Annotated in this window: 12 protein-coding genes and 1 pseudogene; 7 read left to right on the top strand and 6 right to left on the bottom strand. The window is 43.8% G+C overall.

Going from position 1 to position 12,682, the window contains the following annotated elements:
* Positions 1-105: 105 nt before the first annotated feature.
* Entirely contained in the window at positions 106-1,239 is a 1,134-nt protein-coding gene (locus G4V62_RS06805; RefSeq protein WP_165200488.1) for an HAD family hydrolase, read from the top strand.
* Between the two features lie 164 nt (positions 1,240-1,403).
* Here G4V62_RS06805 and G4V62_RS06800 read toward each other — a convergent pair whose 3' ends face one another.
* Positions 1,404-2,786 (bottom strand): NAD-dependent malic enzyme, encoded by a 1,383-nt coding sequence (locus tag G4V62_RS06800; protein ID WP_165200705.1) that lies wholly within the window; start codon positions 2,784-2,786, stop codon positions 1,404-1,406.
* A gap of 227 nt (positions 2,787-3,013) precedes the next feature.
* On the opposite strand from G4V62_RS06800, the gene G4V62_RS06795 reads away from it, so the two are divergent.
* The 4 genes and pseudogenes from G4V62_RS06795 to G4V62_RS06780 all read left to right on the top strand — a co-directional run bounded on the left by G4V62_RS06795 (position 3,014) and on the right by G4V62_RS06780 (position 5,974).
* Positions 3,014-3,724, top strand: coding sequence for a queuosine precursor transporter (locus tag G4V62_RS06795; protein ID WP_165200486.1), 711 nt, complete (start codon positions 3,014-3,016; stop codon positions 3,722-3,724).
* Positions 3,725-3,801: 77 nt separating this feature from the next.
* Positions 3,802-4,197, top strand: coding sequence for a preQ(1) synthase (queF, locus tag G4V62_RS06790; RefSeq protein WP_165200484.1), 396 nt, complete (start codon positions 3,802-3,804; stop codon positions 4,195-4,197).
* A gap of 537 nt (positions 4,198-4,734) precedes the next feature.
* Positions 4,735-5,310: pseudogene (locus G4V62_RS06785) on the top strand (IS3 family transposase); the annotation flags it as partial.
* Positions 5,311-5,623: 313 nt separating this feature from the next.
* Positions 5,624-5,974, top strand: a complete 351-nt coding sequence (locus G4V62_RS06780) for a YolD-like family protein (protein WP_165200482.1) — start codon at positions 5,624-5,626, stop codon at positions 5,972-5,974.
* 266 nt (positions 5,975-6,240) lie between these two features.
* Here G4V62_RS06780 and G4V62_RS06775 read toward each other — a convergent pair whose 3' ends face one another.
* Positions 6,241-7,344, bottom strand: a complete 1,104-nt coding sequence (locus tag G4V62_RS06775) for a matrixin family metalloprotease (RefSeq protein WP_312855449.1) — start codon at positions 7,342-7,344, stop codon at positions 6,241-6,243.
* Between the two features lie 154 nt (positions 7,345-7,498).
* Between G4V62_RS06775 and G4V62_RS06770 the strand changes: the two genes are divergently transcribed.
* Positions 7,499-7,876 (top strand): hypothetical protein, encoded by a 378-nt coding sequence (locus G4V62_RS06770; RefSeq protein WP_165200480.1) that lies wholly within the window; start codon positions 7,499-7,501, stop codon positions 7,874-7,876.
* A gap of 552 nt (positions 7,877-8,428) precedes the next feature.
* Here the strand turns inward: G4V62_RS06770 and G4V62_RS06765 are convergent.
* Positions 8,429-9,670 carry an MFS transporter gene (locus G4V62_RS06765; protein WP_165200478.1) on the bottom strand — a complete coding sequence of 414 codons (1,242 nt, stop codon included), beginning with the start codon at positions 9,668-9,670 and terminating at the stop codon, positions 8,429-8,431.
* A 515-nt stretch (positions 9,671-10,185) separates the two neighbouring features.
* On the bottom strand, positions 10,186-10,602 hold the full coding sequence (gene fosB / locus G4V62_RS06760) for a metallothiol transferase FosB (RefSeq protein WP_165200701.1): 417 nt from the start codon (positions 10,600-10,602) through the stop codon (positions 10,186-10,188).
* Between the two features lie 43 nt (positions 10,603-10,645).
* Here fosB and G4V62_RS06755 point away from each other — a divergent pair, with 43 nt between their 5' ends.
* Complete coding sequence (locus G4V62_RS06755; protein ID WP_165200476.1) at positions 10,646-11,506, top strand: MsnO8 family LLM class oxidoreductase; 861 nt, start codon at positions 10,646-10,648, stop codon at positions 11,504-11,506.
* Here G4V62_RS06755 and G4V62_RS06750 read toward each other — a convergent pair.
* Together G4V62_RS06750 and G4V62_RS06745 are read right to left on the bottom strand one after the other, a co-directional pair.
* On the bottom strand, positions 11,495-12,271 hold the full coding sequence (locus tag G4V62_RS06750) for an endonuclease/exonuclease/phosphatase family protein (protein WP_246218307.1): 777 nt from the start codon (positions 12,269-12,271) through the stop codon (positions 11,495-11,497). The genes G4V62_RS06755 and G4V62_RS06750 overlap by 12 nt on opposite strands.
* Positions 12,272-12,455: 184 nt before the next feature.
* A partial coding sequence (locus G4V62_RS06745; RefSeq protein ID WP_165200472.1) for a zinc ribbon domain-containing protein occupies positions 12,456-12,682 on the bottom strand: 227 nt, incomplete at its 5' end.

Below are 12,682 nucleotides of genomic sequence, written 5' to 3'. Positions count from 1 at the left end.
AAGCGAACATAGTCAAAGTAGATCTTCCAACGATAGGGTGTCGAATTTTCACAGAAAATAAGCTATAGTTAAAGCATTGCATGACGATGTGAAAGGAGAGTTATCATGGCAAAACTCATTTTATTTGATGTGGACGGCGTACTCTTGAGCGAGGAGCGCTATTTCGATGCTTCAGCGCTGACCGTCTGGGAGCTACTGACAAGCGACAAGTATTTAGGTCTTGATGGAGAGGCATTTTCACCTGCGCCATCGGAGGAGGACATTCGAGCAATTCGTAAAACCGTCTTTCACGACGACGAAGTGCTTTCTTTTATTAAAGGCAGAGGAATTAACGCCAACTGGGACATGGTTTATCTAACATTCTCCCATCAAATGCTTCGCGTATTGGCGGAAATTGTTAAAGAGGACCGCACTTTTGTAGAAGACTTCTTAAAAGAAGACATTACATATGAAAAACTCGGAATGCTTCGAGAAAAGGCAGAAGGCTTATCCTTCACGCCAGATTATGCGACGTTTGTTCCAGATTTTTCAGCAAGCACTGCTGAAAAGCAAGCGATTTTACTTTATTTAAACGACATCGCCTGGAACGCTCTACAAATTGAAACGAACGTATTTTCACGCTCCAGTGTGCTTTGGGACGTCTGTCAGGAAGCGTTTCAGGAATGGTACCTTGGTGATGCACTCGTAGAAAAATCGATCGGAAAAGCGCCTCGGCAAACTGGAAAGAAAGGGTTTCTTGAAGACGAAATTCCCATTGTCGAGCCAAAAAAAATGGCAGGTGTCTTACAAGAACTTAAAAATAAAGGCTTTACCTTAGGGATCGGAACGGGACGTCCGACGATCGAAACGCTCGTCCCATTAGAAGCACTCGGTCTCTTATCTTATTTTGATAAAGACCGTATTGTTTCGGCAAGTGACGTCCTCGATGCTGAACGACTTTATCCGACCAAAGCACCGCTCGCCAAACCGCAGCCATATTGCTACGTCCAAGGCTGGCTGACGAAAGATGTACCTGTGGAAGAAGCAATCAATCACCCGCTCCCGCTGTCTAAAAAAGGCGAGGTCTATGTCGTCGGAGATTCACTTGCTGACTATATGGCGGCAAAAACAATGGACGTCACCTTTGTCGCCACATTAACAGGTCTGTCTGGACAAAAAGCACGCGCCTCTTTTGAAGAGCGCAACGCCGATTACATTTTAAATGACGCAAGTGAAATCTTAAGCATTTTTGCAGACTAAAATGTACTAAGGAAAGAACAGGTTTGCAGACAATACGAAAGGCATGAATCTCGGATCGGACCGGATTCATGCCTTTTTGTGAACTAAATACGAGTGAAGCGAAAGAAAAGAAAAGCACCTCAATGGATTAAACGAGTAGCCATTGAGATCAATTCATTTTACGTTCAAAGCTTACGAGCGACACCGTCTGCGTGTGCTGCATCTGCGACAGCTTTACTCACAAGATTAACGACGTCCTGATTAAACACACTCGGAATAATGTAATCTTCGTTTAACTCATCGTCGCTAATGGATGAAGCGATCGCTTGGGCAGCAGCCAGCTTCATATTCTCCGTAATTTTCGTGGCCCGACTGTCAAGCGCACCGCGGAAAATGCCTGGAAAACAAAGGACATTATTAATCTGGTTCGGAAAATCTGACCGGCCCGTCGCAAGCACACGCACATGTGGTTCTGCGAGCTCTGGAGAGATTTCCGGAAGCGGATTTGCCATAGCAAAAACGATCGGGTCGTCATTCATATTTTTTAAGTCGTCTACCGTCAACAAGTTTGGTGCTGATACACCGATAAAGACATCAGCACCTTTGAGCACATCAGATAACGTTCCTGTTTCTTCATTTGGGTTGGTATGTTCAGCATACCACTCCCACATTTTATGCGCATAAGGCTTTCCTTTCACGAGCGCCCCTTCACGATCGACGCCAATGACATTTTTCACACCTGCATTCAAGAGCATCTTTGTGCTAGCAATGCCCGCCGCACCAATGCCACAAACGACGACCTTTACGTCTTCAATGGGCTTGTTCGCGATCTTCAACGCATTTAACAGCCCTGCCAAAATGACAACAGCCGTTCCATGCTGGTCATCATGAAAAACAGGGATATCGAGCTCCTCCGTCAGTCGCTCCTCAATCTCAAAACAGCGCGGGGAAGCAATGTCCTCTAAATTTATGCCACCATATGTAGGTGCCATGGCTTTAATAATCCGAATAAGCTCTTCAGTGTCTTGCGTATCTAAACAAACGGGTAGAGCATCAATTTTGGCAAGCTGTTTAAAAAGCATCGCTTTCCCTTCCATCACAGGCATTGCCGCTTTTGCACCGATATTCCCAAGCCCTAGCACTGCCGATCCATCCGAAACGACAGCAACGGTATTCCGTTTAATGGTTAATGTATGGGCAAGGTCAGGGTTTTCGTAAATGGCTTGCGAAATACGAGCCACTTCTGGCGTATAGACCCGTGATAAATCGTCACGGTTTTTAATCGGGCTCTTTGGACGCATTTCAATCTTTCCGCCTAGATGAACGAGAAAGGTGCGATCAGATACGTGAACGACCTTCACATTCCGAATGCTACTCACTTTCTTGACAACCTCATCGGCATGCGACTGACTTGCCACTCTCACTGTCACGTCACGGGTTGTCCGATCTTTCGCTTCTTTTATGACGTCAATTGCTACTAGGTCTCCTCCAGCCTCAGAAACAACGCTAGCTACGTTCCCGAAGCTTCCATTTGATCGATCCATCTCCAAACGAATAATAATGCTCATTGTCGCTGCCAATAGATATCGCCTCCAACAATAGATGTCCTTGTTACATTAACATGAAAATAGTTCAAACTTACATGCGCCCATATTTGGATGATACTACGTTTTTCCTTTGCTGAACAGATAGCGCTTCCAAAATCATTTCATTGACAAAACTGATATAATTCTTCTTGACCTTGTCAATCCTTGTCAGACGTACGATCAATTGATTCGATGTTGGAGGTTTTTACATGACGCTTTTTTCTTTATGGGCACTTCCTTTTACACAAGAAGGGTTTTGGTTCATATTTGCGCTTATTCAATTTCTCATGCTACTCATCACATATCGACTTTTTGGAAAAACAGGTCTACTCGTATGGATCGGGTTCACGACCATCATTGCCAATATCCAAGTCGTCAAAACCGTTGAGCTCTTCGGTATCGTCGCGACGTTAGGCAATATCACCTATGGGACCATTTTTCTAGCGACCGATTTGCTCAACGAGAAATACGGAAAAGAGGAAGCACGTCGCGGTGTCATGGTCGGCTTTTTTGCGTTAGTGCTAATGACCATCATTATGCAGCTGGCGCTTCTCTTTCCACCTAGCGCAGACGGTGCGGAGGTACAGGATGCATTTGCCACAATCTTCGGATTGCAATGGCGCATCGCCCTCGGTAGCTTAGCTGCCTTCCTAGTCAGTCAATGGATTGATGTCGGACTTTATCACTTCTTGAAAATCATGACGGGAGGGAAGCGCCTCTGGCTGCGAAATAACGTCAGTACGATGATTAGCCAATTACTTGATACACTCGTCTTCTGTTCCATTGCCTTCTTAGGAACGATGCCGGCCTCTGTATGGTGGCAAATATTTGTCTCAACGTACGTGCTTAAATTCATTGTCGCCTTCATAGATACGCCATTTTTATACTGGGCAAGACGGCTAAAGGTGAAGAGCTCCTGACAAAATCTGTTGCTTCTGTTACGCTAGAGATTGCAGTTCGAAACCATCCTGCATTATCAAAACTAGGGGGAATTTATATGAAGGAAACATCATGGCTACCATCATCTGGACCGATGCCTCGTCCTGAGAGTGTCGAACAGGCAAAAACGGTGCTGAAAAATGAAGCCTTTGACGCAGCAAATGTACAAACGATTACTTTCCGCGCACTGGAATTTACAGCGATCTGCCCGCGCAGCGGACAACCAGACTTTGGCCAAGTGACGATTCAATACACCCCGAACAAAAAGTGTATCGAATCAAAGGCATTAAAATTTTACCTTTGGTCCTTCCGTGAAGAAGGCTGCTTCTGCGAATCGCTCGCCGCCCGCATCGCCGATGATATCGTTGAAGCCATCGCGCCCCAATCTGTGACAGTCACTGTCCACCAATCAGCACGAGGCGGCATCGAGCTCGAAGCGACTGCCGTAAGATAAAGCAAGATAGAAAGCACCTGTAGAGGATGCGTAAACGAAGTGACCCTAAAGTTAGACATGGGTATTCCGTTAGGCAGCTAACTGGGCATGAACTCGGTATTGTACTGGGCTCATGCCTTTTAATTTTGCTTAATCGGCGCGCCATTGGCTTTTCAAGGAATGGAATTAATCCCCTTAATAAGGCGTTTTTTGTTTGAAGAAACTGATTATTCTTGAAAACACCAGAATTAGCACGAGGATTGAAATCGGTATTATTGCGACCCCTAACAAGAAGCCTAAAAAAGTAAACGGCACTCCCGCATCTATAGAAAATATATGAGTATCCTTTCCAGTTGTCAGTCGATGATTTAAGTCCTCTTGGTTTAATTTCGTCCCGTGATCTAAGAATAATTTGCTCGTGACGCCTAATAGAACCGGAAATAAAAACAGCCATAAGGAAAAAAGATAATGTTTATTTTTTAACAGTTTTGTATATATTTTAGGTTAACTTAAAATCCCCTTTTAAGTTGGAGAGTGGTATAGAAACTATCTAAACTAGTCACAAAAGCAAGCCGCGCTCATCATGGGGCGAAATTAGATATTGATTCGAAACAACCAACACAAATACTCGGTATCACCAATGTGCGCCGTGCTACAACTGCCAAGAAGCACATATTACTATGAAGCTCGTATTCGTGATGAGCAGTCCTCTTTGATTGTCGATATCTTTCAAAAGAGCTGGCATATCTATGGACAACGGAAAGTCAAAAAAGAACTTGAGAAACAAGGTTGGTTCGTCTCACGACGACGAATAAGTCGCATCATGAAAGAACAATGTCTAGTGTCAAAGTACACAGTGGCTCAGTTTAAGCCGAAACGTGCGGCGTGCAACACATCAGAGATAGGAAATGCGTTGAACAGAGCCTTTCATCAAGAACAAGAATTACGTGTTGTCGTGAGTGATCTGACGTATGTCCGGGTGAAAAATCATTGGCACTACCTCTGTATTTTGATTAATCTTTACAACTGTGAAATCATAGGCTACAGTTCCGGATCGAAGAAAGATGCCGACTTAGTTCAGCGTGCCTTCGCAAGGGTAAGTACAGCTTACATCGTCTCGAAATTTTTCATACTTTCTATACTCTTATTGCACTATCGTTAGTACTATAAATAAATTATTTTTGGTAAAAGTGTTAAAATATTCTCATTGAATACAGAACGAACATTCGCACATAATAAGAACAAGTGTTCTCTTAAGTTGAATGCTGCGAATAGGTGAGACGATCAACATCATATGTATGGCAGGCGACGGCAGCTTTACTAAGCGAAATGTTAAGTTACTGGCGGTCACTGATCAATACATTAGAGGGATGTGTCAAACAAAGCGAAAAATAAGAACCTTTCGCAAGGAGAACATTCTTGGCGTTCGAAAGGTGGCACCTGCTTCATGAAAAGAGACCCTCGTGATTATAAAGATTTTAATCATATCTTGTGGGAACACTCGTTCATATTGCCTGAGCATAAACGGGCATTGCAACGCCATTACGAAGACTCGTCTAGGCAGGAGCCGCCAGCTATTGCAGAAGAGCTTGCAGAAGAGCACTATCAACTATTAAAGAAAGCTGTAGAGGAAGGGGCGAGGGTGTCCATTCGGTATTGGAAACGGAAGGACGGCCAGTACCACAAAGTATCTGGCGTGCCGCGCAACTTAGACAACATATTTCTGACAGTTGAAATTAGGGATCATTACATTGTTGTGGAATATATATATTTATCAGTGGAGGATATGGAAAGGTAAACGTCATTAATATTAATTAAGCATAAGCCGAGGATATATAAAAAGCCCCAATTCAGGGGCTTTTTTGGTGAGCCAGGCATGTCTAAAAAATTCAATGTCTCGAGCGGCTAAGGGTCCTATACTTACCCGTTACCGAAATACCAGTGCCCGCGGTAATCTAAAATTTGAAGGAACCAGCTGGCGTTTTTAGTACGATAAACACGATAAATTCTTTGAAGACACGCCCAACCTAACTGAAACAAAGATATTGTAGTCAATGGATTATTCTAATTTTTTAAGAACTGAATCTTTTCAAGAAGCTCATCCAACTTCATTCCAGTTATACTGTCTTCAATAAATTCTTCAGCATTGCTGTGCGCCATAAAATCCTCAGTTACTTTAATGCTTTGACTAATTTCTTTTTCATCAATTAAATTGCTTTGTAAGAGAACGGAGTTATTATCGTCAATAGTTACAGAAAAAGGCTCAATTGCTCCATAATAGTTCTTTAATTCCTTGTTTTGTTTAAGAAACAACAAGTATGTCTCATTTGTTTCTGGATTTACAAATTTTGGATCTGGAAATGTAACTTTTCCCTCAGCTTTTTCAGAAATATCTACATTGATGGTTTCAGAGACTCGATGATTTATCACAATACTATCTTCGGTCAAATCACCTTTAATAATTTTGTTTATTTTAAAATCAAATAACCTCCCTTCGACAAAACCTTCTGAACTTTCTTTGTGTATATCTTCAAGTTCACGTAACATATTCCATTTTTCATAGCCTTCCTGATATTTCCCAATCACAATTACATCCGACTCACTAACCATATCTTTTAGCTCGTCGGTCACAGGAAAGTCATAACTTAAATTGACATCTGTTGCAGTTATTTTAGGCTGAGGCAAAATTGTAGCTGCAGAATCCCATCCAATGGTATCCTCATAAATTTCATTCATTGTTTCGACATCATATGAGGTGGGGAACCACAGTTTAGATCTATCTCTTGCTGAGTTCATTATTGAATTTTTACTATTATGAGCGAGTCCCATAGCATGCCCTACTTCGTGTGTCGCTGTGCTTGTCGTAACATTCGAACCAGTTATGTTAGGGTTTCCGACGTTCAATCCTCCAATAAATTTTGTTACATTACCAGTTTTAGTGTTATAATATGTCGTCATTCTTCCATATAGAGTTGACGATGTTTCATTAATGGTCCCTAACCTATTAACCGAAGATTGATGAGTGTAAAGATTCATCCCTTCATCATTCCATTGATCTACAGCATTATTCCATCCTTTTTTTATAAGTGAGTCCATGCCACTTTCCAACTGATAAGTCATGTTTTTTGTGTAAAAATGCCAATCTTCTTTTTCGTTCGCGTGAGCAATTGTGCTTGAAATTAAAAACAGGGCAGCAACTAATACAGGGGTAAGAATTTTATGATTTTCATGAAAATCAAAGCTCCTTTTTGTTTGAAATTACTACAAATATAATATATAATTTCTAACTATTCAATAAATTATGTTTTTTAGGAGTGATTTTATGAGAAAAATATTGTTTATTCTACTGATGATATTCATTTCAGGATGTGAAGAGGGGAAAAACATTAATACGGCAACGAGTTCTGGTGATAATTTGGCAAAAGAAATCATTCAGGATGATCAATCTGCGGATATTTTTGTTCTCGATGATCGGGTGTATGCTCGAAGTGAGGAAGTAAAAAACCAGGATGAACGTGGTGAACGATTAGGAGTAATAGAGAGTAATTATTCCAAAGGAACAAAATTTGAAAATGGTATGTCTACTAAACTTCCAATAGGAACTGAAATCTATCGTATTAAAAATGCAGAGTCACTGGATCAAGTTATTGTTAACGAAGGCGACAGACTTATAATATACAAAGCCCAAATTGAAGGATAGAAGAGATTATCCCCTCTCTCCAGATTTAACTACAACAAAGCAACGGTTAGTGTTGGTCCATGGCCTTTCCTCCATATCATCGCAATCAACGAAGATCCTGATACAAACCGTATATGTATAAACCCCAAAAGGGAATCGTGAGGTGCGACGAAGTGATTCATAACTAAGCTGCTGTCATCAGACATTTCAATCCACGCACCTACGTGAGGTGCGACCCACTATACGACGCAAGAGGACTAAAATGGCACATTTCAATCCACGCACCTACGTGAGGTGCGACGTAAACATGTTACGCAAACGCTTTACATAATTTATTTCAATCCACGCACCTACGTGAGGTGCGACAGCGATTTTCCACTATAAAATGGGTTTTCAAGAAGCGTTTTTATCGAAAATCAATTTATTTAGGCATTATTATCCATTTAAAATGGAATAAAACACCAAATAAATTTATTGTGTTTAACAAATTTGGTGCGAACCTCCCGAGGATTTCATGTGCGCTTATGGTTCGCACCTTTCGTGTATGCGAATAGTATAACACGTTCTTTATTTTCATGACATCGGTTCATTTGTCTTCTCTTTCGGGATGACTGTGGTCCCACTGCTCGAGTCTTTCCACCAGCGCGCAGGCACACACAATGGCAGCAGGCACACCGCGCCAAGTACGATCCAATAGCCGGTTGCATTTCCTCCGGTTGAAAGCTGCTCATAGAGAGAGCCTCCAGCCGTATTTCCTAAAGCACCACCGACTGCCATAGCCAAGTTGGAAAAGCCGAGGTACATGGCTAGCGTTCCGGCTGTTGCTCGAGACGCCGCGTACGTATAAAACGCTGGCTGCATGACCATCACCCCACCGGCCATACCGACCAACGAAATGACGAGTGACCATAACCCTTCGTGTACCATCAACGGAATGGTTGACAAAATGATGATCCCATAGCCGAGGAACAACGACTGGCGAATCGAGTAGTGTTTTGTTCTTCTCGTTACCCATAGCTGAAATACGACGACGAGAACGGTAACCACAGAAAAAATCCACCCCCCGCTCCCTGTCATCGTTTGAGCGACAAGCGGATACGTGAGAAAGAGCTGTTGGTAAATAAAATGAAATGGAATCATACAGAACACGGCGATGAGAAAGGGGCGCTGCTGTAACAATTCTTTAACGCTCGTTTGAAATGAGAGCGTGGTTTGCTGGATGACAGGCTGCGCCGGAAGCTTCCAAACGAGAATGCTGAACAGCGCAAAAAATGCCCCGACCACTACACTAAGCACGGGAAAATAATGAATCGGAAAGAGCGAACCGACGAGCGGCCCGATAATCGTTCCGGCATTACCACTCATATTCGCAATTGAGAAGAGCGTCTTATGCACGTGCTTTGGCTGATCGGCAATTAAAATGCTGCGTAATGACGGGCTAAACAGAGCACCGCCTAAACCACCAATTGTCGCCATGATGAGGAGCCATGCCGGCGTGGTCACGAGCCCAAGACCAGCAAATCCGACACCGCGGCATAAAAAGCCGATAATCATCATCTTTCGATACCCGAAACGATCACCGAAAAATCCGCCAAACAGCATGAGACCTTGCTGCGCGATTAAACGAACAGCAAGTAAAACTCCTGCAAACGTAATGGACAAGCCAAGTCCACCTGTCATATACATTGAAATAAAAGGAACAAACATAAAAAACGTAAATGTGATGCAAAATTCAAGAATGAGCAGGAGCGTCGCTGTCCATCCGTACGTCTTCCAAATCGCCCATTGTTCAAAACGACTACGCAGAGAACGCATGAAGATAGCCTCTTTCTAATAAAGATGTTGCCCCAAGCATAGCCCTTGTAGCGTGTTGTCGCAATACAAAAATATGGAATTTGCTCGTGCTGTCTTTTCATTCTCTCATGAACGGGCGTTCCATGAGAATCTGCGCGTGCCTTCTCGCTTAGGATGACAAACGGTTTTTAGCCTAACTGATGGTGTAGACGTTCAACGCATCGCCTGTAGCTTCTCTCGTTGACTCATGAACCGGCGCCCTATGCCATAGTATGCGCGCGCCTTCTCACCTAAGCTGACAAGCTGTTTCAAGCATACTGAGGGTAGAAAGCCCCTTCACCTCTCTCAACATGTCAAAAGCTGACGATCTGCTCACCGTCGCCCCTAGACAAACAAGCGGTTTTAAGCCACTTTAAAGAATGGAATTGTTCGAAAGTTGTTGGTCAAAATGTGTACGCAACACTAAAAAATGACTTTTTCGGTCTTGTCTCGTATGTCGTCTTCCTCTCTATTCCACACATTCATCCCAACGTTCATCATTCATAAAAAGTCATATGCGGCTTCGTATCGCGGTAATACTGAAGGCGATCTTGCAACGTGCCGGTATGAAGCTCAAGCTGATGTCCATCGGGATCAGTAAAATAAATGCTGTTGCGGTCTCTCTCATCCCTTGCTCTGCCTGCTAATATATGTACGTGATGTTGTTTTAACTTTTCCTCCCATGCCTCAAAGTCTTTTTCTTCGATGGCAAAGGCGAGATGGGTGTATGCTGTAGATACGGGAGCACGATCGGGTTCTTCATTTAAAGCAATCCATTCGCCGCCAATATCAAAATACGCGGTCGTTTTGCCAGAGACGAGGAGCTTTCCACCGAGCACGTCGCGATAAAACCGAATGGATTTTACCAAATTTCGCACCGAAAAACAGACGTGATTGATGCCTGAAATATTCAGAAAACACACCTCCAATAATGGTTGAGATAAGGAGCTATGAGATATGAAGCTTTCTATATTAGATTTATCGCCTGCCGCAAAAGGGACTTCAGATGAAAATGCCCTCCAACAGACGATTGATTTAGCGATCGAAGCGGATCAACTCGGATATGAACGGTTTTGGCTGAGTGAACATCACCAGCTCAAACATATTGCCAGCGCGTCGCCCGCATTAATGATTGCTGCGATCGGGCAAGCGACAAAGCAGATTCGACTCGGGGCAGGTGCCGTTCTACTCCCCCTCCATCCTCCTTACCTCGTCGCTGAAACCCATCGGCAGCTCGCGGCCATGTTTCCTGACCGCATTGATTTAGGGATTGGCCGAGCACCGGGTGCACCTCCTGAGGTCACGACCCGGTTAGCAGGGAATTTCCTAGAAGCAGTCCGCCGACACCCCGAGCGTTTAGACGAGCTGTTGACACATTTGGCAGATGACAACATACGACCTGTCCCTTCTAAGCTCCCAGAAGTATGGCTGCTCGGCACGGGAAGACGGAGCGCAATCGCAGCCAGAGAACGCGGGCTATCGTATTGCTTTGGGGCTTTTATGAGTGCTTCTCCAGCGAGCGAAGCGTTCCAGCATTATAAACAATCCCTGTCCGATGCACGACTTAGGGCAAAAACGATGATCGCCGTTTCAGTGGCTTGTGTGTCACCCTCGGCGCCAAATCGTGACTTAGCCCTTATGCCACACGATCAAGAGCACCCACCGCCGATCGTTGGCCTGCCAGCCGAGGTGGCAACACAGCTAAAGTCGGTCTCCCGTGAAAGCGGCGCCGACGAGCTGATGATCCACATTCCCTCGGCCTCTTTTGAAACACGGCATTCAACGATTCAGCACTTGGCAGATGAACTATTCGCCTAAACGAAAGTCAGCGAGAACAGGATCGTGGTCGGACGGATAGATTCCATTCGGCCGATCACGAACAATTTCTGTCTTCTCCCACGTCCATTCACGCGAATAAAAAATAAAGTCGATCGGATCGCCTTCTTTGAATTCACCAAAATGATGGAACGTCTCCTCTAACGTGATCGCCTGATCAAAAACGCTTTTAAACGTGCCATTTGCCGTGCTAAGGGATTGAAAAACATTGATGGCCTGTCCTTTCAACCCTTCATTCATATCACCCATAAGCAGTGTCGGCATTGCCTCTTTTTGCTGTAGTTCGTCAAAATATTGACGAATAATTAAAGCGCCTTGATGACGGGCATACGGACTCTCATGATCTAAGTGGGTGTTCATAACACGTATGCGCACATCCGAGTGTTGTTTTGACGTCAATTCTGCATACGTGCAAATGCGCGGAATGCTTCCCCAGTCAAAGCTGCCAGGGTCTTCTGGTGTCGTCGACAGCCAAAACGTATGATGATTGTCAACCTGCCAATGGTCGCGATGGACAAAGAGAGTATTCGCCTCATCCTTATCTCTTCTAAAAGCACCAATGGCTTCATAATCAGGCAACGCAGACGTCAGCTCTTTAAGCATCTCCGGCAACATTTCCTGTGTCCCAAGTAGCGACGGCTCACGTGCTTGAATTACATCGACAATCGCATCTTTTCTGCGGCTCCACGGAGATGGATCATTCTCATTCGCATGCCGCAAATTAAAAGTCATACATCGTACATTCATTAGGCTCACCTTTCCTCTCCTCAAGTTTCTTTCTAAGTCTATCCTACATCATTTCACTAGTAATGAAAGAAGTAAATCGGCTCGATGGTGGAGAAAATAGAGCAAATTGAACCACCCCCACTTAACACTCTTTTACGAGCTGTTTGAAGTGGGAGATTCCTAAGAACACCAGCGTAACCGCCAGTTATTGATTAAGTATCCCCGTAGTTCCTACGGTTAGAAGCCTTATCGCTTCGTTTTTAAGATTTTGTCCTGCGTTAATATCTCGATTGTGATGCGTACCACAAGAAGGGCAATCCCAATCACGAAGGTTGAGATTCTTAACGTCTTTATTTTGGTAGCCACAGCAAGAACACAGTTGAGAACTTGCAAATGTTTTTCCAACAACAACGACTTGTTTGCCATACCATT

Source organism: Litoribacterium kuwaitense (assembly GCF_011058155.1).
GTDB lineage: Bacteria > Bacillota > Bacilli > Bacillales > DSM-28697 > Litoribacterium > Litoribacterium kuwaitense.
This window is presented reverse-complemented; position numbering and strand designations above follow the sequence as displayed.